General features: G+C 63.5%; 27 protein-coding genes. 16 read left to right on the plus strand and 11 right to left on the minus strand.

All coding sequences use genetic code 11. From position 1 onward, the window contains the following. Positions 1-110 precede the first annotated feature (110 nt). The 14 genes from rimM to VK533_RS13450 all read left to right on the plus strand — a co-directional run bounded on the left by rimM (position 111) and on the right by VK533_RS13450 (position 9779). Complete coding sequence (gene rimM / locus VK533_RS13385; protein ID WP_324378453.1) at positions 111-575, plus strand: ribosome maturation factor RimM; 465 nt, start codon at positions 111-113, stop codon at positions 573-575. A 119-nt stretch (positions 576-694) separates the two neighbouring features. Beyond that, complete coding sequence (locus VK533_RS13390; RefSeq protein ID WP_324378455.1) at positions 695-973, plus strand: AbrB/MazE/SpoVT family DNA-binding domain-containing protein; 279 nt, start codon at positions 695-697, stop codon at positions 971-973. Then, positions 974-1351 carry a type II toxin-antitoxin system VapC family toxin gene (locus VK533_RS13395; protein WP_324378457.1) on the plus strand — a complete coding sequence of 126 codons (378 nt, stop codon included), beginning with the start codon at positions 974-976 and terminating at the stop codon, positions 1349-1351. Beyond that, positions 1348-2085 carry a metallophosphoesterase family protein gene (locus tag VK533_RS13400; protein ID WP_324378459.1) on the plus strand — a complete coding sequence of 246 codons (738 nt, stop codon included), beginning with the start codon at positions 1348-1350 and terminating at the stop codon, positions 2083-2085. The genes VK533_RS13395 and VK533_RS13400 overlap by 4 nt, the downstream gene beginning before the upstream one ends. Continuing rightward, positions 2082-2363, plus strand: coding sequence for a hypothetical protein (locus VK533_RS13405; RefSeq protein ID WP_324378461.1), 282 nt, complete (start codon positions 2082-2084; stop codon positions 2361-2363). The genes VK533_RS13400 and VK533_RS13405 overlap by 4 nt, the downstream gene beginning before the upstream one ends. A 3-nt stretch (positions 2364-2366) precedes the next feature. Beyond that, positions 2367-2765, plus strand: a complete 399-nt coding sequence (locus VK533_RS13410) for a hypothetical protein (RefSeq protein ID WP_324378462.1) — start codon at positions 2367-2369, stop codon at positions 2763-2765. Continuing rightward, complete coding sequence (gene trmD / locus VK533_RS13415) at positions 2762-3493, plus strand: tRNA (guanosine(37)-N1)-methyltransferase TrmD (RefSeq protein WP_324378464.1); 732 nt, start codon at positions 2762-2764, stop codon at positions 3491-3493. The genes VK533_RS13410 and trmD overlap by 4 nt, the downstream gene beginning before the upstream one ends. 1 nt (position 3494) lies before the next feature. After that, positions 3495-3881: a 50S ribosomal protein L19 gene (gene rplS, locus VK533_RS13420; RefSeq protein WP_324378466.1), complete on the plus strand. Its 387-nt coding sequence runs from the start codon at positions 3495-3497 to the stop codon at positions 3879-3881. A gap of 204 nt (positions 3882-4085) precedes the next feature. After that, positions 4086-6284, plus strand: a complete 2199-nt coding sequence (locus VK533_RS13425) for a S9 family peptidase (RefSeq protein WP_324378467.1) — start codon at positions 4086-4088, stop codon at positions 6282-6284. A gap of 54 nt (positions 6285-6338) precedes the next feature. Beyond that, complete coding sequence (locus tag VK533_RS13430; RefSeq protein WP_324378469.1) at positions 6339-6935, plus strand: cytochrome b; 597 nt, start codon at positions 6339-6341, stop codon at positions 6933-6935. A gap of 55 nt (positions 6936-6990) precedes the next feature. Continuing rightward, positions 6991-7953 carry a metallophosphoesterase family protein gene (locus tag VK533_RS13435; protein WP_324378472.1) on the plus strand — a complete coding sequence of 321 codons (963 nt, stop codon included), beginning with the start codon at positions 6991-6993 and terminating at the stop codon, positions 7951-7953. Positions 7954-7987: 34 nt separating this feature from the next. Beyond that, positions 7988-8344, plus strand: coding sequence for a cupredoxin family copper-binding protein (locus tag VK533_RS13440; protein ID WP_324378474.1), 357 nt, complete (start codon positions 7988-7990; stop codon positions 8342-8344). 11 nt (positions 8345-8355) lie between these two features. Continuing rightward, complete coding sequence (locus VK533_RS13445; protein ID WP_324378476.1) at positions 8356-8958, plus strand: sigma-70 family RNA polymerase sigma factor; 603 nt, start codon at positions 8356-8358, stop codon at positions 8956-8958. Then, a complete protein-coding gene (locus tag VK533_RS13450) occupies positions 8955-9779 on the plus strand; it encodes an anti-sigma factor (RefSeq protein ID WP_324378478.1) in 825 nt (274 codons plus the stop codon). The genes VK533_RS13445 and VK533_RS13450 overlap by 4 nt, the downstream gene beginning before the upstream one ends. On the opposite strand, the gene VK533_RS13455 is transcribed toward VK533_RS13450, so the two are convergent. The 11 genes from VK533_RS13455 to VK533_RS13505 all read right to left on the minus strand — a co-directional run bounded on the left by VK533_RS13455 (position 9776) and on the right by VK533_RS13505 (position 18957). Then, complete coding sequence (locus tag VK533_RS13455; protein WP_324378479.1) at positions 9776-10531, minus strand: haloacid dehalogenase type II; 756 nt, start codon at positions 10529-10531, stop codon at positions 9776-9778. The two genes, VK533_RS13450 and VK533_RS13455, sit on opposite strands and share 4 nt — an antisense overlap. Next, positions 10528-11430 carry an MBL fold metallo-hydrolase gene (locus VK533_RS13460; protein WP_324378481.1) on the minus strand — a complete coding sequence of 301 codons (903 nt, stop codon included), beginning with the start codon at positions 11428-11430 and terminating at the stop codon, positions 10528-10530. The genes VK533_RS13455 and VK533_RS13460 overlap by 4 nt, the downstream gene beginning before the upstream one ends. 165 nt (positions 11431-11595) lie before the next feature. Beyond that, a complete protein-coding gene (locus VK533_RS13465; RefSeq protein ID WP_324378483.1) occupies positions 11596-12405 on the minus strand; it encodes a LytTR family DNA-binding domain-containing protein in 810 nt (269 codons plus the stop codon). Next, positions 12402-13451 (minus strand): sensor histidine kinase, encoded by a 1050-nt coding sequence (locus VK533_RS13470; protein ID WP_324378485.1) that lies wholly within the window; start codon positions 13449-13451, stop codon positions 12402-12404. Before VK533_RS13470 ends, VK533_RS13465 begins: the two co-directional genes overlap by 4 nt. An 89-nt stretch (positions 13452-13540) precedes the next feature. After that, positions 13541-13999 (minus strand): very short patch repair endonuclease, encoded by a 459-nt coding sequence (locus VK533_RS13475; protein ID WP_324378487.1) that lies wholly within the window; start codon positions 13997-13999, stop codon positions 13541-13543. A gap of 60 nt (positions 14000-14059) precedes the next feature. Continuing rightward, a complete protein-coding gene (locus VK533_RS13480) occupies positions 14060-15217 on the minus strand; it encodes a DNA cytosine methyltransferase (RefSeq protein WP_324378489.1) in 1158 nt (385 codons plus the stop codon). Between the two features lies 1 nt (position 15218). Continuing rightward, positions 15219-15404, minus strand: coding sequence for a CopG family transcriptional regulator (locus VK533_RS13485; RefSeq protein WP_324378491.1), 186 nt, complete (start codon positions 15402-15404; stop codon positions 15219-15221). 227 nt (positions 15405-15631) lie between these two features. Further along, on the minus strand, positions 15632-16276 hold the full coding sequence (locus VK533_RS13490) for an Eco29kI family restriction endonuclease (protein ID WP_324378493.1): 645 nt from the start codon (positions 16274-16276) through the stop codon (positions 15632-15634). Positions 16277-16432: 156 nt separating this feature from the next. Next, positions 16433-18067, minus strand: a complete 1635-nt coding sequence (locus tag VK533_RS13495; protein WP_324378495.1) for a TIGR04141 family sporadically distributed protein — start codon at positions 18065-18067, stop codon at positions 16433-16435. 147 nt (positions 18068-18214) lie between these two features. Continuing rightward, positions 18215-18697 (minus strand): hypothetical protein, encoded by a 483-nt coding sequence (locus VK533_RS13500; protein ID WP_324378497.1) that lies wholly within the window; start codon positions 18695-18697, stop codon positions 18215-18217. Beyond that, the gene (locus tag VK533_RS13505) at positions 18694-18957 is read right to left on the minus strand and encodes a hypothetical protein (RefSeq protein WP_324378499.1); all 264 of its coding nucleotides are present in this window, start codon (positions 18955-18957) and stop codon (positions 18694-18696) included. Before VK533_RS13505 ends, VK533_RS13500 begins: the two co-directional genes overlap by 4 nt. Positions 18958-19129: 172 nt before the next feature. Between VK533_RS13505 and VK533_RS13510 the strand changes: the two genes are divergently transcribed. Beyond that, positions 19130-19855: a PEPxxWA-CTERM sorting domain-containing protein gene (locus VK533_RS13510; RefSeq protein WP_324378501.1), complete on the plus strand. Its 726-nt coding sequence runs from the start codon at positions 19130-19132 to the stop codon at positions 19853-19855. A gap of 582 nt (positions 19856-20437) precedes the next feature. Continuing rightward, complete coding sequence (locus VK533_RS13515) at positions 20438-21079, plus strand: PEPxxWA-CTERM sorting domain-containing protein (protein WP_324378503.1); 642 nt, start codon at positions 20438-20440, stop codon at positions 21077-21079. Positions 21080-21184 lie beyond the last annotated feature (105 nt).

The raw sequence follows: 21184 nt of genomic DNA on the forward strand, positions 1-21184 counted from the left end.
GACGAAGCCACCCCGGCTGACGAAGCCACCGATGTCGGCGAGTCCGCCGAAGACCCGGCCGAGGGTTCGGACGATGCCGCCCCGGCTGAGGGTGCCGAGCACGCCAAGGCGTGAAGCCTGACGCGCCCGTCACGCTCGCCGTCATAACCGGCGCGCACGGCGTGACGGGCGAAGTCCGCCTGAAGCTCTTCGCCAACGATCTGTCGGGCTACCGTTCGTTCAACAACGGTAGCCTGACGGTGAAGTCCTTGCGCAACGGCATCGCCCGCTTCGCGGAGGTGCCGGATCGCAACGCCGCCGAACGGCTGCGCGGCACCGAACTGACCGTGCCTCGCTCAGCGCTGCCGCCCCTGGAAGAGGGCGAATATTACCACGCAGATCTGCTCGGCCTGCCGGTCGTCTCTGTTGCGGGCGATCCATTGGGCGTCGTCATCGCGATCGACGATTTCGGCGCGGGCGATGTGATCGAGGTCGAACGCCCCGACAAGAAGCGCTTCATGGTCCCGATGAACCTCCAGGCCGTCCCCGAATGGGACGACCAACGCCTGGTCGTCGACGAAGCCTTCGTCACTTAGATTACCCCTCCCTTCCCAGGGAGGGGAAAGGGGTGGGTGCGCGCGTCTGCGCGCCCAAAGAAATCTCTCCCGATGTGCGCCAAATCCGTATATACATCCCGTATATACGGAGACGAATCGTGAGCGAGGAATATCGCGCCAAGGTGTTCAAGTCGGGCAATTCGGTCGCCTTGCGGCTGCCGAAGGCGCTCGGGCTCAAGGACGGCGACGAGATGATGATCGTCCGCGAGGATCGCGCCGGCTTCAAGGTCGAGCCGATCGAGGCGCCCAGGCGCAAGATCGATCTGACCGGGATTTGGGGCTCGATGCCGGAAGCAAGGCCGTTCACGCCGGAGGAACGCGAGTTCGATGATCCACCGCGCGACTGGCATCTGCTCGATCCGGACTACAAACCCTAGGTGCGCTATCTGATCGACAGCAATTGCTGCATCTATCTTTTCGGCGGCAATTATCCCGAGCTCGGCCGTAAGATCGCGCACACTGAAGCCGGCAGTATTGGCCTGTCGGTCATCGTGCTGGCAGAGCTCGCTGTCGGCGCGCACTTGGGCAAGGCCCCGGCCGATGATCGGTTGACGAGATTGCGTCAGGAAATGCCGCTGCTGCCTTTTGAGGAAAGGGATGCCGAGGCCTATGCTCGACTCCCCTTTAAACGCGGCCGTTTCGATAGACTGTTGGCGGCCCACGCCGTCAGCCGCAATCTCACCCTTATCACCAATAACGAAGCCGACTTCGCCGACATCCCCGGTTTGAAGATCGAAAACTGGACCCGCCCGTGACCCGTCTCGCCATCCTGTCCGACATCCACGGCAATCTGCCCGCGCTCGAAGCGGTGATCGCCGATGCGCGGGCGCAGGGCTGCACCGGCTTCGTCAATCTCGGCGACACGCTCTCCGGGCCGCTCTGGCCGGCCGAGACCGCCGATTTCCTGATGGCGCGCGATTGGCCGACCATCGCCGGCAACCACGAACGCCAGGTACTGACTTTGCCGCGCGACCGGATGGGCGCGAGCGACATCTTCGCGCGCGAACAACTGAACGAACGCCAGCTCGCCTGGCTCGCCGCCCAGCCTGCGACCTGCGAGCTCACGCCCGACATCTTCCTTTGCCACGGCACGCCGGCAAGCGACCTCACCCACTATCTGTTCACGGTCGAACCCGCGGGCATTCGCGACGCCACCGATGCCGAAGTGCAGGATCGCACCGGCGATCGACCCGAGCCGCTGATCCTGTGCGGGCATAGCCATATCCCGGGCGAGCGCGTGCTGGCCGACGGCCGCCGCGTCGCCAATCCCGGCAGCGTCGGGCTGCAGGCGTTCCACGACGATCATCCCAACACCTATACCGTCGAGAATGGCGATCCCCGCGCACGCTACGCGATTGTCGAGAATGGCGCCGTGACCTTTCACCAGGTCGACTATGACCACCTCGCCGCCGCCGCCAAGGCGGATCGCGACGGCCGGCCCGATTGGGCGCTCGGCCTGCGCACCGGCCGCATGGAGCAACCCGCATGACGCTCGGCACTTTGATGCTGCTGATCCTGACCGTCTATCTCGTGCTGATCGCCTATGGCGTCGTCGGTGCGGAGCGGAAGAAGCTCGCCCCGGGCGCGCTCCGCATCACGCGCGCTTTGCTGGTGCTGCTCGTGCCCGTACTGCTGGTCGGTGCGCTGCTCGCGAGCGGCGAGCAAAGTCTCGTGCGCGACTGGTGGCTTTTGTTCTTCCTGATGCCGGTGCTCGGTATCGTCGTCGCCTGGCTTGCCGCGCGCATTGCAAACAGCGTGGGCGACTAACGAATGAGCGCCGCCCTCACCGAAACGGAGGCAAGGGTTGCGACGATCATGACATCGCCGCAGCGCGCGCTGGGTTTCGATGAGATAACGCCCGATACGTCGATGTCGCACGATGCCCGAATCGACGGCATCGACATCGATGATTTTGCCCATGACATGCATCAGGAATTCGGGGAGATCGTCCACGAAATACCATGGCTACGGTTCTCGGATCAGCGTGCCTCGTTCCGTGGCTGCGGATGTTTGATGCTGCCCTTCTGGCTTTTATGGAGGTTGATCGTTCGCTCCCGCGGCGAGCCGGTAATACCGCCACCTAACGGAGGCGACGAGCGTTTGACGGTGCGGCATATTGCGAAGGTGATCGATCAGGGCTTCTGGTCTGAGCCAACGGATACAGAATGACCTTCGCCGCCAAAATCCTCACCCTCTATCCGGAGATGTTCCCCGGCCCGTTGGGCATCAGCCTCGCCGGCCGCGCGCTCGCCGAGGGCAAATGGTCGTGCGACGCGGTCCAGATCCGCGACTTCGCCACCGACAAGCATCGCTCGGTCGACGATACCCCTGCGGGCGGCGGCGCCGGCATGGTGATGCGCGCCGACGTACTCGCCGCCGCGATCGACGCCGCGGTGCCCGAAAACATGCCGTTGCTGGCGATGACGCCGCGCGGCAAGCCGCTCACCCAGGATCGCGTGCGCGCACTTGCCGCCGGTCCGGGCGTCGCCATCCTGTGCGGCCGCTTCGAGGGGATCGACGAACGCCTGTTCGAGGCGCGCGCCATCGAACCCGTCTCGATCGGCGACTATGTCCTCTCCGGCGGCGAGCTCGGGGCGCTCGTCCTGCTCGATGCTTGCGTTCGGCTGCTTCCCGGCGTAATGGGCGCGCCTTCGAGCGGAGATGAGGAGAGCTTCGAAAGCGGCCTCCTCGAATATCCGCATTATACCCGACCTGCTGAATGGGAAGGGCGCACGATCCCCGAAGTGCTGCGATCGGGGGATCATGCGAAGATAGCGGCGTGGCGAAAGTCACAGGCCGAGATCGATACACGGTCACGGAGACCGGACCTTTGGGAGCGCCATGTCGGCGCGCGGGTTCAGTCTCCCTCTGGCGCGCGGCAAAAGAAGGAAGAATGAGATGAACCTCATCCAGACGCTCGAAGCCGAGCAGATCGCGGCGCTGACCGCAAAGCGCGCGATTCCCGAATTCCGCCCGGGCGATACGCTCAAGGTCGGCGTGAAGGTGGTCGAAGGCGAACGCGCCCGCGTCCAGAATTACGAGGGTGTCTGCATCGCCCGCTCCAACAAGGGCATGGGCAGCAGCTTCACCGTCCGCAAGATTTCGTTCGGCGAGGGCGTCGAGCGCGTCTTCCCGCTTTATTCGCCGAACATCGATTCGATCGAGGTCGTCCGCAAGGGCGTCGTCCGTCGCGCCAAGCTCTATTATCTGCGCGGCCGCACCGGCAAGTCGGCGCGTATAGCCGAGCGCCGCGACAACCGCCCGACCGAAGTCGCCGAGGGCTGAGCCTTCGCCACGGCTGAAAGATAGAGGGCCGCTCCGGGAAACCGGGGCGGCCCTTTCTTTTGCCTTTCGTCACCCCGGACTTGTTCCGGGGTCCACCCCGCGGCGAGCCGTCTGCCTCCGGGTGGATGCCGGAACAAGTCCGGCATGACGGAGGAGGCTTCCCATTCCCGCCCGCGCAGGCATAACCACCTTATGCTCAAGCCCATGCTCGCCGCCCTCGCGCTCACCTTCGTCGTGGCGCCCGCCGCCGCCGAACAGCTCACGCTGGAGCGCATCTTCGCCAGCCCCTCGCTCGACGGTCCCGCGCCACGCAAGGTGCGCCTGTCCCCTGACGGCAGCCTCGCGACCCTGCTGCGCAACCGCCCCGACGATCGCGACCGCTACGATCTGTGGGGGATCGACACCAAAACGGGGCAGGCCCGCATGCTGGTCGACAGCGCGAAGATCGGCTCCGGCGGCGAAATCTCCGAGGCCGAGAAGATGCGCCGCGAACGCGCGCGCGTCGGCGGCACCAAAGGCATCGTCGACTATGAATGGGCGCCCGACGGCAAGTCGGTCCTCGTCCCGATCGACGGCGACCTCTACCTCGCCGGCCTCGACGGCAAGGTCCGCCGCCTGACCGACACGCCCCAGTCCGAGATCGACGCCCATGTCTCGCGCGGCGGCCATTATGTGAGCTTCGTGCGCGACCAGAATCTGTTCGCGAACGACCTTGCCACCGGGGCCGAACGTCAGCTCACCAAAGACGGCAGCGGTACGATCACCTGCGGCACCGCCGAATTCGTCGCGCAGGAGGAAATGGACCGCTTCACCGGTCATTGGTGGGCGCCGGGCGACAAGGCGGTCGCGGTCGAATGCTATGACGAGGCCCAGGTCAAGATCGTCACCCGCGCCGCGATCGGCACCGACGGCACCCGCACCTTCGAGCAACGTTACCCCGCCGCCGGCACCCCCAATGTCGCGGTCTCGCTCTATGTCGTCGCGCCCGACGGCGGCAGCCGGGTCAAGGTCGATCTCGGCCCAAGCGCCGACATCTATCTCGCGCGCGTCAATTGGGCGCCCGACGGGCGCACGCTCTACGTCCAGCGCCTCAGCCGTGACCAAAAGACGCTCGATCTGCTCGCCGCAGATCCCGCCACCGGCGCGTCGCACGTCCTGCTCAGCGAGACGTCGCCGACCTGGGTCAATCTCAATTACGATTTCCGTGCCTTGCGCGACGGCAGCCTGATCTGGGGCTCCGAACGCTCAGGCAGCAAGCATCTCTACCGCTTCGTCAGCGGTAAATGGACCCAGCTCACCCATGGCGACTGGACGCTGGAAACCGACGCCCAATCCCACCCGACCGGGCTGATCGGCGTCGACGAGAAAAGCCACCGCCTGTTCTTCGCCGCCAACAAGGACGATCTGCTCGAAAGCCAGGTCTACGCGGTCGACTATCTCCACCCGGGCGAGCCCAGGCGGCTGACCGAACGCGGCTATTGGAACGAAGCCGAGATGGATGGCGCCGGCACCCGCCTGCTCGTCACCCGCTCGTCGCCGACCCAGCCTAGCCAGGTCTATCTCGCCGACGCCGCCGGCAAGCGCATCGCCTGGATCGCGGAGAACAAGCTCGACGCGTCGCATCCCTACGCGCCTTATCTGGCGATGCACCGCCCGGTCACCTACGGCACGATCCAGACCGCCGACGGTGCCACGCTCCATTATGAGATGATCACGCCGCCGCTCGAGCCGGGCAAGCATTACCCGGTCTTCTTCGAACATTATGGCGGCCCGCATCTGCAGCAGGTCAAGCGTTCCTGGATGGGCGCCCTGCCGCAATATTGGGTGAGCAAGGGCTGGATCTACTTCGCGATCGACAATCGCGGCTCGGCCAATCGCGGTCACGCCTTCGAAGCGCCGCTCTATCACGCGATGGGGGGCGTGGAGGTCGCCGATCAGGCGGCGGGCGCGCGCTGGCTGCAAACCCAGCCCTTCGTCGATCCCAAAAGGATCGCGACCTTCGGCTGGTCCTATGGCGGCTACATGACGCTCAAGATGCTGCAGGCCAATCCTGGCCTCTACGCCGCCGGCATCGCAGGAGCGCCGGTGACGAAGTGGGAATTCTACGACACCGCCTACACCGAACGCTATCTCGGCATGCCGCCTTACACCGCGTCGGACACGATCGCCGACGCCGCCAAGATCAGCGATCCGTTGCTGATGCTGCACGGCATGGCCGACGACAATGTCGTGTTCGAAAACAGCACCGTCATGTACGGCGCGCTCCAGCAGGCCGGCGCCAGGTTCGAAATGATGGCCTATCCCGGCCAGACCCACGGCTTCAACACCCGCGCCTCGCTCCATCGCTGGAAGACGATCGAGGATTTCCTCGATCGGCGGGTCAAGAACGCGCCCGACAAATAATTCGGGAATAAAACGCCGCGTCTCCGTGTCTGTGCGGATTTCGGAGACGCAAACATGACCGATACCACCACCAGCCTCTGGCATGAGGATACGCGCCCCGACCGTTTCGACGGCGTCAGCATGGCGATCCACTGGGCGACCCTGCTGCTGATCGTCGGCCTCTTCGCCACCGCCTGGATGCGCGCCTTCGCGAGCGACGGGGACACCGCCGCCACCCTGTTGTACGCCCACCGCTCGCTCGGCGGCGCGCTGTGGCTCCTCACCCTGATCCGTTTGCTGTGGAAGTTCGGCATGGCGCGCACGCCCAAACTGCCCGCCACCGTCGGCCCCCTCCAGCACCTCATCGCCCGCGCCAACGAAGCCGCGCTCTACGCCTTGCTGCTGCTCCAGCCGCTCACCGGCTTCCTGCAGAGCATCGCCCACGGCAAGCCCTTCGCCCTGCTCGGCGCCAACATCCCGGTCCTGATGGCGAAGGACAAGGCGTTCGGCCACGCCGTGCATGACCTCCACGAACGCGGCGCCTGGGCGTTGCTCATCCTGATCGGCCTCCACGCGCTCGCCGCGCTCGCCCACCATTTTCTGATGCGCGACAACGTCCTGCGCGCGATGCTCCCGGCCCGTGCGAAAAATATTTCGCCCGTCCGGGAATAGATCGCGCGGCGCGCCGGTCTTGCACCCCGAACCTCACCGAAACGGGACTCGCACGATGCACGATCATCACGACCACGATCTGGACGAATCCGCCCTCAGCCGGCGCGGCCTGCTCACGCGTTGCGCGGGCTGGGCCGGCACCGCCGCGCTCTACACGATGGCGGGCGGCGTCACCTCTTCGATCAGCCTCGACGCGGCGCTCGCCGCCCGGCCGATCATGGGCAAGACCAAGCCCTTCACCTTCCTCCAGATCAGCGACACGCATCTCGGTTTCGACAAGCCCGCCAATCCCAACACGCGTGCCACCGCGCTGGAAGCGGTCGCGAAGATCAAGGCGCTGCCGCAAAAGCCCGATCTGATCCTCCACACCGGCGACATCACGCACCTCTCCAAGGACGAGCAGTTCGACGATGCCAAGGCGATCCTCAGCGATCTCGGCACGCCGATTTTCTACGTGCCGGGCGAGCATGATTTCCTCGACGAGGGCGGCGGCAAGGCCTTCCTCGCGCACTACGGCAAGGGGACGCTCGGCACCGGCTGGTACAGCTTCGATCACAACGGCGTGCACTTCGTCGCGCTCAACAATGTCGCCAATCTCAAGCCCGGCGGCATGGCCCATATCGGCGACGATCAGCTCGCCTGGCTGAAGAAGGACCTCGCCGGCCTGTCGTCGAGCACGCCGATCGTGGTCTTCGCCCACATCCCGTTGTGGACCGTCTATGAGGAATGGGGTTGGGGCACCGACGACAGCGCGCAGGCGCTCGGTTTCCTCCGCCGCTTCGGTTCGGTCACCGTCCTCAACGGCCATATCCACCAGATATTGCAGAAGGTGGACGGCAACATCTCATTCCACTCGGCGCGTTCCACGGCCTACCCCCAGCCGGCGCCGGGTGCTGCTCCGTCGCCTGGACCGCTCAAGGTGCCGACGGAGCAGCTGCCCTCGATGCTCGGCATCCGCAGCGCGACTTTCACGCGCGGCAACGCGCCGATCGCGCTGATCGACAGCTCGCTCGCCTGAGCCTTTCCACTTCCCAACCTTTTCGGAGTTCCCAATGTCATTGTCTTCCCCAAGCGTCCGTAGCGTTGCGTTCCTGCTCGCTCTGTCCACCCCGATGGCCGGCATCCTCGCCGGCCAGGCCCTCGCCGCCGCCCCGGCCAAGGTGTCGGTCGCGATCAAGGGTTTCGCGTTCGTGCCCCAGGTCGTCACCGTCGCTCCCGGCACCACCGTCACCTGGACCAACGCGGACGAGGACCCCCACACCGTCGTCGCCGACGACAAGGGCTTCCGCTCCGCCGCTCTGGATTCGGACGACTCTTATTCTTTCACCTTCACCAAACCCGGCGATTACGCCTATTTCTGCTCGCTTCATCCGCACATGACCGGCAAGATCATCGTCAAGGCGGGCTAGGGCACCTACGAATGAGCGGCCGCAGTCTCTTCAGACCGCATCTGGTCTTCTCCGCGCGGCGCGACGGCCGCGCGGACGAGGCGGCGCGCGATCGGGCGGAGCAATTCCGCCAGATCATGCTGCCGCACATGGACGCCGCCTATTCGCTCGCGCGCTATCTCACCCGCGATGCCACCGCGGCCGAGGATATCGTCCAGGACGCGTTCCTGCGCGCCTTCCGCGGCTTCGACACCTGGCGCGGCGACAACAGCAAGGCGTGGCTGCTCGCGATCGTCCGCAACTGCTTCCTGAATTCGGTCGGCCCGAATCGCGCGGTCGCGATGACCGAGGCGGACATGGTCGCGCTCGCCGACCCGGCCGATGCGCAGAATCCCGAAACCATCGTCGCCGGCCGGCGCGAGGCCGCGATGCTGCGCCACACGATCGAGCAACTGCCCGAGCCCTTCCGCGAGGCGATCGTGCTGCGCGAGATGGAGGAGCTCGCCTACAAGGATATCGCCGCCATCACCAACGTGCCGATCGGGACGGTCATGTCGCGCCTCGCCCGCGCGCGGCAGATGCTGGGCCAGATGTTGATGCCCGAACCGGGTGCGTCCAGGGAGGCCCGGTCATGAGCGCGTGTCCCGACAAACTGCTGCTGATCCACGGCCTCGCCGACGGCGAACTCGACGCCGCCAACACGCTCGCGATCGAGGCCCATCTCAAGACCTGCGCCGATTGCCGCGCCGAACTCGCTTTGATCGAGGCGATGCGCGAAGTGCTGCGCGACGACGCGCTCACCCACCGCGCGCCGCAGGCCTTGCGCAACCGCATCGACGCCGCGCTCGATGCCGCCGCGACGCCCACATCCAGCGCCCCGCGCCGATCCGCCCCACCACCGCCCCGCGCACCCTACGCACTGGCCGGCGGCGGCGCGATCGCCGCGCACGTCTGGAACGGCCGCTGGGCCTCGGGCGCGATGGTCGGCATCGCCGCCAGCCTCGCGCTGATGATCGCGATGCCGCAGCTCACCCATACCGGCACCGAGGATCAGCTCGTCCAGAGCCACATCCGCTCGCTGATGGTCGGCCACCTGACCGATATCCCGACCTCCAACCGCCACGTCGTGAAGCCCTGGTTCAACGGCAAGATCGATTTCGCCCCGCCCGTGCCCGAGCTCGCCGACGAAGGCTTTCCGTTGGTCGGCGGCCGGCTCGATTATATCGACGATCACGCGGTCGCCGCGATCGTCTATCGCCGCCGCCTCCACACGATCAACCTGTTCGTCCGCCCCGCCGGCACGCTGTCGCTGCCGTTCGGCGAGACCAGGCGGCTCGAAGGCTACAGCCTCGTCCGCTGGACCAAAGGCGGCCTCGAATATTGGGCGGTGTCCGATCTCGATCCGGGCGAACTCCAGCTGTTCCACACGACTTTTGTCGCCCGTGCGGTGCCCTAACCCAACCCCGCCAGCGTCAGCACCCCGCTCAAATCCCGGCTCGTCACCAAAGGCTCCGGCCCAACCGTCTCCGCCGGCGCCCCCAGCCGATTGATCCACGCCGTCGGATACCCGAACCACCCCGCGCCCGCCGCATCCCACCCGGCGAAGGCCGCGAACCCGATTCGGTCCGCCGGCAGGCTCAGCGCGCCCGTCGCCATCCGGTACGCCGCCGGTGATGGTTTGAACCGCCGCACCTTGTCCGTGCTCAGCACCGCGTCGAAATGCCTGAGAATAAACGTGCGCCGCAGCGAGCCGATCAGCAAACCCGCGCCCAAATTCGACAGCACCACCAGCCGCACCCCCGCGCCGCGCAGCCGCTCGAGCGTCGCCGCCACGTCGGGCCACAGATCCATCTCGCCATAACCCGCCACCAGTTCGGCCCGCATCGCGTCGCTCAGCGGCACGCCCATCGATTTCGCCGCGAACCGCAACGCCGCATCGGCCAGCGTCGTGAAACTCTCATATTGCCCCGCCGTGGCCATGAGCCAGGTCGAAGCGAACAACTTGGCCTGCCATGCGGCCGCCAGTTGCTCGCCTTTGTCCGGCACCAGTTCGATCGTCCGCCGCGCGATCGATCGCGGATCGAACAAGGTGAAGGCGTCGAATGCCACACCCCGCACCCGCGCCTCGGTCGCCGCCTCCAGCGCGGTCGACAGCCCGGCCAGCGCGAGCCCGCCGCTCAGCACCATCCGCCGTGAAGCCTCCGTCATGGTTCGGCCGGCACCGGCGCCGCGCCGCCCGGCAACGTGTGGTTGGCATAGATCGCCGCCACCATCCGGTCCGCGTCGCCCTCCAGCGCGTACCCCGTCGCCGGATGGCTCGCGAGGATCGTCGCCAGATCGTGCCCGCGCGATATCTGCCCGCGCACGTCCCGGTCGACCGCCACCAGCATGTCGCGATACGCCATAAGCTCCGCCCGGCGCGCGACCGCGCCATGCCCCGGCACGATCCGGGTGTTCGCATCGCTCAACCGCAGCCCCGCCTCGACCGCGCGGATCATCCCCTGGATGCTGCCCCCGCTGCTCAAATCGATGAACGGATAGAGCCCGTTGAAATACACGTCGCCCATATGCAGCACATTGGCCCGCTCCAGCTTCACCAACGTGTCGCCGTCGGTATGCGCGTTGGCGATATGGACCAGCCGCACTTCCTCCTGCCCGAACCGGATCGTCAGCCCGTCGCGATAGGTCTTGCCCGGCCAGGCGATCGCCGCCGATGCCGGGATCAGCCTGGCATAAGCGGTCATATATTGCGGCTGGCTCAGCCGCGCGCGGACATTGTCCTGCGCGACGATCGTCGCCCCCGCCGTGGCGAACGCCTCGTTGCCGCCGGCATGGTCCAGATGCCAGTGCGTGTTGATCACCTCCGTCACCGGCAGATGATAGTTCGCATCGAGCAGCCCGCGCGTCTCGGCATAATCCCGCGCGCGCTGGTCATCGATCAGCAGCAGCCCCGCGTCGCTCCGCACCACCACCACGTTGCAGCTCGATCCCGCCAGCAACGCCGCATCGCCGCCGAGCGGCGTCAGGCCGACATCGCCCCACGCCGCGCCCGCCGCCAGCAGCGCCAGCAAGCCGGCCGCCAGCCCGCGCATGATTTTCCCGCTCATCGATCCCGGATTGCCGATTTTTGCGCGGGCGCAGAGGGCCGCAATCGCGAACGGCCCGTTTGGCGCTGCCAACCGCCCGTAAAATGCCCTCTCCCCGGCGGGGAGAGGGTTGGGTGAGGGGGAGCGAGCCGCAGGCGAGCGCTTGACCTCGAAGTCAGGCCACCCTCACCCAACCCTCTCCCTCGAGGGAGAGGGCTCTCCGCGCTCGGCCACCAACGCGCGCACCGCCTGGCGATAGGTCCGCCCGACCGGCAGCACCGCCCCGTCGCGCAGCGTCACCTGATAATTGCCCGTCGTCCGCCGCCGCACGCTGACGATCGCGTCGCGGTCGATCGCGCTCGATCGGTGGATCCGCACGAACTTGTCCTCGTCCAGCCGCGCCAGCATCGCGGTCAGGGATTCCCGGTGCAGGTAATCCGCGCCGTCCACGAACAGGCGGATATATTCGCCCTCCGCCTGCACCCGTATGATCTCGGCCAAATCGATCCGGATCGATTCCCCGCGCCGTTGCACCCACAGATAATCCGACGTCCGCCGGTCGAACGTCCGCCGCAGCGTGTCGAGCTGTTCCGATACCTGGCTCAGCTGCCCCGCCGCATAACTTTGGTGCATCGCGTGCGCCGCGCGCGCCACCGCCGTCTCCAGCCGCCCCAGCCGCACCGGCTTGGTCAGGAAATCGAGCACCCCGCAATCGAACGCCATCGGCGCATGCGCCTCGTGCGCGGTCACCAGCACGATATGCGGCATCGATCCACCCCGCCGCATCAATTGCTCGATCAGGTCGAACCCGTCGAGCTGCGGCATCTCCACGTCGAGGAACAGCAGGTCGATCCCGCCCGCCGCCACCGCCGCCAGCGCCTCGTCGCCCGTCTCCGCCGTCGCCGCGACATCGACCTCGGGGATGCGCGCCAGCAGCGACAGCATCCGCTCGATCGCGAGCGGCTCGTCGTCGACCACCAGCGCCCGCAGCGTCATCGCGCCACCACGAACGGCAGATGGATTTCGGCGGCAAACCCCCCGTCCGGCTGCAGCCCGGCGGAAAAGGAACATTCCCCGTCGAACCGCACCCGCAGCCGCTCCGCGACATTGGTCAGCCCGACATTCATGCCCTTCGCGTCCGTCCCCCGATCGGGCGAGCTGTTGGCGATCGTCAGATGCAATTGATCCTCCACCCGCCGCGCCAGGATGCTCAACAGCACGCTCGCCCGGCTGCCCGCCACCGCATGGCGGATCACATTCTCGGTCAGCGGTTGCGTGATCAGGCTCGGCACCAAAGCCCGCGCGCTCTCGGGGCTCACGTCCATCTCCACCCGCAGCCGGCCGGGAAAGCGCTTGGTCTCGATCGCCAGGTACAAGGCCTGCAGCTCCAGCTCGCGCGACAGGGCGATATCCTCGTTCGGCGCCACCGCCAACGTCGCGCGCAGGAAATCGGCGAGGTCCTCGATCATTCCTTCCGCCGTCTCGGCATCGCCGCGCCGCACCAGGGTCGCGATCGAATTGAGCGTGTTGAACATGAAATGCGGGTTCAATTGGTATCGGAGCGCGCGCAGCTGCGCCTGGTGCGCCAGCCGGTCGAGCACCGCGATCCGCCGCTCATGATCCGCCACCGCCCGGCTGTAATCCAGGGAGAACACGATCCCCAATTGGGCGGCATAGATCCAGAACCAGTGGATCGTGTCGGCCAGATAGATCGTGCCGTCGATCCGCGGCCGCATCTCGGGTGCGAACAGGCGGAAGATGCCGTAATCCACGCTCGTCTGCAGGAAAGCGCCCAGCAACGCGAACGCCGGCAGCGCGATGATCCGCCACCCCGCCGCCGATCGCCCCCGCATCCGCGTGATCGCCAGCGACAGCACCAGCCCCGACACGCAGATCAGCGCGCGCGGCAGGAACAATATCGCGGTCGCCGACGCCAGATGATCGACCGTCGTGACGATCAGATATTCCGCCACCCAGAACAAGGCGATCACCGGAATCGCCCAGTCGCCCAGGCCGCGGCGGTGGGGTGATCCTTCCTCCATGCGGCCCTTCATACCCCTATGGACGGCAGCGGCCAGAGGCGGGGGGTGCCGTTCGTGGGTGCGAAGCGGGCCGTTGGTGGAATGGGGGCCTAGATGGGCTCGGCGTCGAACCGGGGCAACGTAAGGCATGTCTCGACGAGATCATCTAGCTTCCCTGGGACCGCCAACTCGCACTCCCAAATAGTAAAGACATTCCAGCCGGCGGCGGTCAGAGCCTGCTCCTTTTGGATGTCTCGCTCCCGATTGCTCGCGAGCTTGGGTCCCCAGAAGTCTATGCGTGACTTGGGCATACGCGCGAGCTTGCAAGCGGTGTCGGGATGCCGATGCCAGAAGCACCCATGTACGAAGATCGCGATGCGACGCGAAGGAAGAATGATATCCGGCTTCCCAGGTAAATCCTTCCGATGCAGCCTGAAGCGAAGGCCTGCGGCGTGCAACGCTCTCCGCACACGCAGCTCGGGTTTAGTGTGTTTTGATCGAACGCGCGCCATCTGGGCACTGCGAGCTGGGTCAACATTGAACCTCTTTGCCGCGAGCTTCACCATCATGGGACCTGCGGCAGCCTCTTTAGTCGGCGAAAATTTGCCGGCCGGCTAGTTCGGCCTCGATCAAGCGACAGCCCTGCGGTCGATACGCTCCCGCGCCTCAAGAACTGTGCCGCGAACCCAACGCCCCGCAGCCTCTCCGAGTTGCGCTGGCACCGCATTGCCAAGTTGGCGCATGCTTTCCGACCAGGAAGTTGGAAAGGCATATTTATCAGGCAACCCAACAAGCCTGGCCGCTTCTCGCAAGGTGAAATAGCGCACCGAACCATTATCGCGGATCATCATATTCTCTCCGCCCGGCACTCCATGATCCCCGGCCTTCAGCGCTTTCGCTGGCTGATCCAAGAGACTACCGGTGTGCCCCTTGTAAACGCGAGCTCCTGATTGAAACACGTGATTGTCAGATCCGGTTGGATCACCGAGTCCGGCCAGCGCATCTCGTACCGTCACCCACGGTTTCTCAGGCGGAATTACGCCCTTTATGAGAAGCGCGTCAGCTAGAGCTCTATCACGTGGCGAAGGCGGTTTGGGGGTGAGGCCGTGTCGGCGCCAATATGCGCCGGTGACAAATTGATCCCAAATCAATCTCTCACGACTGTGGGTCCGCTCCATTGGTTTCGGCTGCGTTTCCAATTTGGCGGCCAGGCCAAATATCAGGACACGAAACCTAATTTGGGAGGCGCCAAAATCGGCCGCATTCACGACCTGGGATATTACCTCATAAGAAGCAGGCTTTTGTGACAGGCGTAGGCGTTCGCTGTGTGCGGCAAAGTCTTCATCCATCCTGCGCTTGTCAGCCGGATGGCGCAGGCAATTCTTGATCCATTCGAGATATGAGGCAAATCGAGGTCCAGCCAGATTACGGACATTCTCAAATAAGAAAGCGTCAGGCTGCGTTTCCGATACGGCCCTAACAGCCTCTGGCCACATATCACGCGCGTCTTCATGACCGCGTTTTTTGCCTCCAATACCAAACGGCTGGCACGGAGGGCCTCCTGAGATCATTTCCACCTGACCGGAGTATTTTTTCCAGTCGATTTGACGAACGTCCGTCAGCTGCATTGGCCAACTGGAAACGTGGTCGATGTTCCGGTTCTTATTGTGAAGAACGGTTGCCACGGCATCGTCGTTGAACTCAGCCATAACGACGTGTTCAAACCCTGCACGGGACATTCCTAAGGCGAGGCCGCCACAACCGGCGAAAAGCTCAGCTCCGCGCATGCTACCGCTCCCCTTCCGCCTCGACGACAGAGCCGTCGCCAACCTTGTCCAAATATTTTTCCAGAGCGCGACGAACGATCCAAGCTTCCTTCACGCCTTCGCGTCGAGCTAGTCGCTCAAGCTGCGCTTTGCGTGTGGTTGAAAGCGTAGTGGTTACCCGTCTCGCATCCGCGCCATCCAAGCCCACCGAATAATGCTCCGATTCAATCCGCGGTTAAACGCCGCGGATTGAATCGTTCTAATGCGAATCGCAGTCCAGATCAAGATGAGAACGTAATGGGAACCTTGGCTGCCATCAACCGCGATGTTTGGAGCTTTTGGCTCACCCATTCGGGCACAGACACGGGTGTTGTGAAACTCGAGAGTGTATGCCATCGCTTGGCCAAGCCGCCGAAAGTCCGGCTTGGAATTGTCTCAAACAAACTTCATGACGCGCTGGTACATTCGGAGCAGCGTCGGGTCAGCCAAGTCCTGACTTAGCTCTGCAGAGCGGCGTGCGATCAACTGAGCGGCCTGGTCGGCGCGCTGGGAACCAGCCGGCCGACCACCTCGACCGGGATGGAGCGCGTCCCATAAACCGGGCTCGCCGGTCATTCGGTTTTTTCCGACGACTTTGCTTCCGAAGCTCATGCCATTCCACGGAGGCCGGAACATGCGAATCATGACTGATTCAGCGAGCGAAATATACGCGTCGTTCAGAACGAGATAACGACAGCGAAAGTCGTCTAGTTCTAAATTCTGAACTGCCTGAATCGAGCGTGCATGTTCACCGATGCGGCCGTGGAGTTTGCGCTCACCGCTACCGTTGGGGCTGAATCCCTGCTTAGCGCTCTCACCTGCCGCCTTGCCGATGTAGATAGGGTACTTGAAGCGACCCTCGTCTAAATGCCGTAGCGCGGCATAGGCATCGTGATCGCCGGAGTAATAAAGGGCGTACACGCCAGCCCCATTGAAAGCTTCGGGCGGCATCTTTTGCAGCGGCCGCTCCAAGAGCTCCACGGCGAGCGTCACACCGACGTTTTCGACAGCTAGCGGGTCAAACTCGTTCGTATCCAGCATGCAGGCGCTATGGCACAGCAATGATACCCGGGTCATCATGTTCGATTTAACAAACTGGGGGACACGGGCTCGTTCTCGGTCCGGCGCTATAGCGCCGCTTAATCCTGTAGGCACTCGGTGCGCCGGCCAAACACGCGCCACGGGCTTGTCGCTTTATCAGTCGGGCTGAAGTTCGATAAACCGTAGCGAGGTTTCATATCGCATGGCGCGCAGGGTCCGGATCTCGTCGCGCAGAGAGACCTTGCTAAAGAACGGGATATTGAAACCACCGGCCTGTCTCGGTGTGTCGGCGATAAGAAATTCGATTTTCCAAGGGCGATCATCAGCACAGGCCGCGTCGAGAAGATGGGCGCATTCTTGTCCTGCGCGCGCCTCGACCAGTTCTCGTAACCTGATCCAAGCCGCCTCGAACGTACTGAAATGCCGTGCTGAATTCGTGCCTTGTTTGAAGAAGTGGCTCAGCACACTCGATCGACGCGAGCTTTTCTTAACGTGCAGGAAGCGTTTGCCAGCAATGTCGAGCACGTCGCACGATTCAAAGTCTGATCGGTCGATGCCCGGGATTTGAATGAGAGCACGGTCGAGCAAAACGTAGCCGTTTGCCTGCGCGAAGCGCGCATTGTATTCGGCCTCGGCCTCGTAGTGGCCATCGCCCCGGTCGTTGTAGATTTTCCTGAGCGGGTCCGGCGCGACTATCCAGGGTTCAAGGACATCGGTGAAGGCGGCTTCGATTGCATCCTTGAATTGCTGTTCAATGCGGTACCAATCGCCTTCATTCGTTGCATATCGCTCATTATCGTGGACTATGGATCCTACTAATGAGGATTTGACCGACCACTTTGAATCTGGCCGGTTATCGTCATCGAATATCGCGACAATTTTATGATCTTTAAGCGTTTCGGCGGTCAAGCCGGCGAGCCTGTCTCCCATCGCTTCGATATAGTGCCGTAACAGAAGATCGGGATGCGAGCCTCGATGTCCGGGGCCAACGAATTTGTACGAAACGGCCTGGTCGTCGAAACCAATAGGCAAGCCAAATTCAAACCGATCCTCGCCATTACGAATGCTGTTAGCGGCTAGGTCGTCGAGCGTCTCGGAGAGCTCGAGGTCGGCTACAGGCATCACCGAGTCCAGAATTGCAAAATCAGTCTGCTGATAAGCATCAGATTCATAATATTCGAGCGCATCGGAGGCGAGCGCTGGCAGATCCTCAAGGCCAAATTCTCCGGTCACGCGGAGCGAACGGGAGCCCGTCATAGAATCGGTTGAGGCGTCATCGCGCGTCCGGCCGCTGATCTTCCTGACCAGATCCAAGGCATTATCCATACCAAACGAGGTGAGGCCGCGTTGAAACGGTGAAAGCGCTACTGCTCGAAGGGCGTCGCCGAGGTTGGCGCGTTCCAAGCGTTTCAATTTCTTGTCATCAAGGGCGTTGATCGCGGCTCGGAGCCCGAAGTCGCCTTCGAAGCAATGCTCGTCGAGATACATCCAGCCATGCGCGAAGGTGGAGGCAAATAGTCGATCGGATGACCGGAAGAGCAGCACACCAGCGGCCGAGGTGGTGGCCACATGGTCAGGAACAGCGAAGAGGCGGCGCACATCGTTGAGCCATTTTGGTGTGTGGCTATCGCCGACAAACACGAATAGGCGGGCACCATCGCCAAAGTCAGGCGCATCAACGATCTTCGTCGTATTTCTGTTTAGTTTGCCCTTGGCTTCATCGGTAAAGACGTCTTCAAAAGCTGGTATGTCGGACTTGCCCAGATAAAGTGTCAGCGTTTTTTGCGACATACACGCCTCCCCAGGCTCTATGCATATTTCTCCCAGTAAAATTCTATAAAATACTTTCGGTCCCAAAAACCACGTTATTCAAATCATAATCCCGTTCAACTTCGGCCAAATTGGAGTGATTGAGAGGTCGGGGCCTCATGTCTATCTTCACCTCCCCCAACTCCGCTCAATCTGCGCCTTCCACTCCGGCCCGCTCGCGGCGTCCTTCGCGCCCATCGCCGCGATCATGGCGTTCGCCTCCGCCCGCAACGCGGTGCGCTGATAGGTCACCGTCACGGTCGTGCCGTTCCCGGCTGCGGGCGTCAGCGCTACCGCGATCACTGTAACCATCACGTCGGGCACGAAATACACATAGCGCATCCGGCCGCTCTTCAGGTCGAACTGCGTGTTCACCCACGTCGCCACATGCGCGCCGTGGCGCAGCGTGAACACCGCCCCCTCCACGTCCGCGGCCGGCTGCGGATAGACGAAGTCGGGCTGCCACTCCGGCCCCGCCCACGCCCGCTCGGCCACCGCGCCGAACAAGGGCGCCACCTTGGGCGGCGGCGCGTCGAGCCGGAACTGGAATTGGTTGGTCACCTGCGTCGGCGCGGGCGCGGCGATCGCCGGGGGCGGCGTCGGCGTCATCATGGCCGCTCCTTCAAACGGTGGCTGTCTTCCGCCGTCAGCGTCAGGCCATAGAGCTCGCCGAACTTTGCGATGTCGCGCAGCGTCTCGGCGGAAAAGGGCGCCTGCCCGGCAAAGGCGTGCAGCACGATCCCCTCCAGCAAATCGCCCAGGCTCATATCCTTCTGTTCGGCGACGGCCTTCAGCACCTTCAGCAGGCTTTTCTCCAGCCGCACCCCGGTCTGCACCCGCTCGATGGTGCGCGCGTCATGATCGTCTTTCATGGTACATATGTATCAAGATAACAAACTGACACAAGCGCCTTTGTGACGCTCGGGATGCCAACGCGACCCACATCGCTGCGGACGCCACCACCTCGTCAGCCGCAATATTCCCTTCCGTCCCGCAAGTTGAGTATGACGTCGGTCAATCGAATCGCGTTTGGGGGAACGGGCAATGATCGGGAACATCGCAAAGCTGGCGACGGCGGCGGTTTTGGGGCTGACAGGGGCGGGTGCCGCACAGGCGGGCTCGGCTTATGTGTACGAGACTCATAAGGGCGTGGTCGCCTCGGATCCCACATACAATATCGACGTTGACGGCCTGTTCGGCGCGGCCGGCGCCAATCTGGTCGGCGCCCATTACACCCTGACCTTCACCATGAGCCTGGACGATGGCGCCGGTTATGAGGGTGTGACTCCCGGCCTGGGCGCCACCTACAACTATGCGGGCGGAGGCACTGCCGCCCTCACCATCAATGGTCACACCATTTCCTACACTGCGTCGAATGATACCTCGATCTTCCGCATGGACACCGATCCGCTCGCCTTTGCGGCGTTCGGCCAGACCAACGTCGCGGCGGACCTCACAAGCGACGACGGACTCTCCTATTTTCAAGATCAGGTGTCGTCGGTGGGGACGATGTTCGCGTCGCTCGATCCGCGAACGCCATTTTCCTACCAGCTCACGGACGCCGACCGGGCATTGCAGGGCAATGGCGGAAGTTTCTACTATCTGGACCAATATGGAAATATCGCCGCCGGGTTCATTTTCGCGGATAACAGCGTGCGCGGCGGCATGGCGCCCGAGCCGGCAAGCTGGGCAATGATGGTCGTCGGCTTCGGGCTGGCGGGGGCGGCGATGCGGCGGCGCAGGATCGCCGTCGATTTCGTCCGGTCCTGACGGGCAAGGCAGACTGTCAGCTTTCGCGGCCCTCCGCCCGATCCCGTCCAGCACCCCCATCCGCCGCCAGTGCGATCACTGTCACCATCATGTCGTGAATCACCCGAGTCGCCTCAGGGACGAACGATGCGGGCGACTCGTCGCCAAAAATCCGATGGTCCCGCATCGGCCGCGCGCTCGTCGATGCGCTGCCGCAGGCTCATCTGTCGGATAACCAACGAAAAATTCGGAATATCCCGTCCATGCCGCAGGTGCACAAAAAGACGAACGTTTCCGCCTCGATATCTTCGTAAGCTTATGCTGATCGAGCTGTTCGACTATGCGGGAGTAATAATCGCCCTGATCTTAAAATATAGTGAGATAAATCTCGTTATTTCATAAATGTTACAGTTTGAATTGTGAAACGTTCGGGCGAAAGTTTGGGATATCTATTATCTCTGCCGCTAACAGCATTGCACAATCCGAAGTGTGGACTCCTCGATTCGTCGCAAATTGGCGCCATTAACGTTTCTTTAGGGGTTCAATTTGCGGTCTGATGCCGCTATGCAGCATATCGTCAGTTCTGGTTTTTGGGGAATCATCATGGGTACGGTAACGCGCTATATTGCTTGCGGAATTATCGCAGCGGCCGGCTTGGCCTGCGCGCCGGCACAGGCCACGGAGATTCCCGACGGCACCGTCAGCATCGTCGGTCTCTTCAATCCGACGATCAATCTGGGCGCCAATCCGAACACCTTCACCGCCACCGCGGGCACCACGTTCGAGATCACCGGCACCGGTGGTTTCTTGGGCGCCACGGGCGGCCTGGGTTCGCTCAACGGCATCCTGAATTTCTCGACCCACGAAGGCACCACGATCGATCAGACGATCGCCAACTTCTTCACCTTCGCCGATGGCACCGGCCATAACTTCCAGTTCTCGGTCGATAGCGTGAAGACGGTCGATTGGTCGAACACGCCGGGCATCTCGAGCAGCTTCTCGCTTTACCTGCTGGGCGACACGATCGACTCGTTTCTCGGCTATAGCGCGACGCAGACCTCGCTGACGCTGACCTTCAACAGCACGGGCGGTTCGCCTTATTCGGCTTCGGCCACGCTCGCGGTTCCGCCGGCGCCGGTCCTGGACGTGCCCGAACCCGCGACCTGGGGCCTGGCGCTGATGGGCTTCGGCATGATCGGCGCAACGCTGCGCCGCCGCCCGCGCACCAGCATCGCCTTCGCCTGATCCGAATACGGAAATAGGAAAGGCCGTCGGTCGCAAGACCGGCGGCCTTTTCGTATGCGCCTCGGCTTGACAAATATACGCATAAAGCGTACAGGCCCGTCGTTC

Origin of the sequence: Sphingomonas sp., assembly GCF_035317925.1 — a bacterium.
GTDB lineage: Bacteria > Pseudomonadota > Alphaproteobacteria > Sphingomonadales > Sphingomonadaceae > Sphingomonas_I.

Bases quoted from the DNA above. Each gene is read 5' to 3' on its own strand.
- VK533_RS13405 (WP_324378461.1), top strand. From the start codon at position 2,082: ATGACGCTCGGCACTTTGATGCTGCTGATCCTGACCGTCTATCTCGTG.
- VK533_RS13410 (WP_324378462.1), top strand. From the start codon at position 2,367: ATGAGCGCCGCCCTCACCGAAACGGAGGCAAGGGTTGCGACGATCATG.
- trmD (WP_324378464.1), top strand. From the start codon at position 2,762: ATGACCTTCGCCGCCAAAATCCTCACCCTCTATCCGGAGATGTTCCCC.
- rplS (WP_324378466.1), top strand. From the start codon at position 3,495: ATGAACCTCATCCAGACGCTCGAAGCCGAGCAGATCGCGGCGCTGACC.
- VK533_RS13425 (WP_324378467.1), top strand. From the start codon at position 4,086: ATGCTCGCCGCCCTCGCGCTCACCTTCGTCGTGGCGCCCGCCGCCGCC.
- VK533_RS13430 (WP_324378469.1), top strand. From the start codon at position 6,339: ATGACCGATACCACCACCAGCCTCTGGCATGAGGATACGCGCCCCGAC.
- VK533_RS13435 (WP_324378472.1), top strand. From the start codon at position 6,991: ATGCACGATCATCACGACCACGATCTGGACGAATCCGCCCTCAGCCGG.
- VK533_RS13440 (WP_324378474.1), top strand. From the start codon at position 7,988: ATGTCATTGTCTTCCCCAAGCGTCCGTAGCGTTGCGTTCCTGCTCGCT.
- VK533_RS13445 (WP_324378476.1), top strand. From the start codon at position 8,356: ATGAGCGGCCGCAGTCTCTTCAGACCGCATCTGGTCTTCTCCGCGCGG.
- VK533_RS13450 (WP_324378478.1), top strand. From the start codon at position 8,955: ATGAGCGCGTGTCCCGACAAACTGCTGCTGATCCACGGCCTCGCCGAC.
- VK533_RS13455 (WP_324378479.1), bottom strand. From the start codon at position 10,531: ATGACGGAGGCTTCACGGCGGATGGTGCTGAGCGGCGGGCTCGCGCTG.
- VK533_RS13460 (WP_324378481.1), bottom strand. From the start codon at position 11,430: ATGAGCGGGAAAATCATGCGCGGGCTGGCGGCCGGCTTGCTGGCGCTG.
- VK533_RS13465 (WP_324378483.1), bottom strand. From the start codon at position 12,405: ATGACGCTGCGGGCGCTGGTGGTCGACGACGAGCCGCTCGCGATCGAG.
- VK533_RS13470 (WP_324378485.1), bottom strand. From the start codon at position 13,451: ATGGAGGAAGGATCACCCCACCGCCGCGGCCTGGGCGACTGGGCGATT.
- VK533_RS13475 (WP_324378487.1), bottom strand. From the start codon at position 13,999: ATGATGGTGAAGCTCGCGGCAAAGAGGTTCAATGTTGACCCAGCTCGC.
- VK533_RS13480 (WP_324378489.1), bottom strand. From the start codon at position 15,217: ATGCGCGGAGCTGAGCTTTTCGCCGGTTGTGGCGGCCTCGCCTTAGGA.
- VK533_RS13490 (WP_324378493.1), bottom strand. From the start codon at position 16,276: ATGCTGGATACGAACGAGTTTGACCCGCTAGCTGTCGAAAACGTCGGT.
- VK533_RS13495 (WP_324378495.1), bottom strand. From the start codon at position 18,067: ATGTCGCAAAAAACGCTGACACTTTATCTGGGCAAGTCCGACATACCA.
- VK533_RS13500 (WP_324378497.1), bottom strand. From the start codon at position 18,697: ATGATGACGCCGACGCCGCCCCCGGCGATCGCCGCGCCCGCGCCGACG.
- VK533_RS13505 (WP_324378499.1), bottom strand. From the start codon at position 18,957: ATGAAAGACGATCATGACGCGCGCACCATCGAGCGGGTGCAGACCGGG.
- VK533_RS13510 (WP_324378501.1), top strand. From the start codon at position 19,130: ATGATCGGGAACATCGCAAAGCTGGCGACGGCGGCGGTTTTGGGGCTG.
- VK533_RS13515 (WP_324378503.1), top strand. From the start codon at position 20,438: ATGGGTACGGTAACGCGCTATATTGCTTGCGGAATTATCGCAGCGGCC.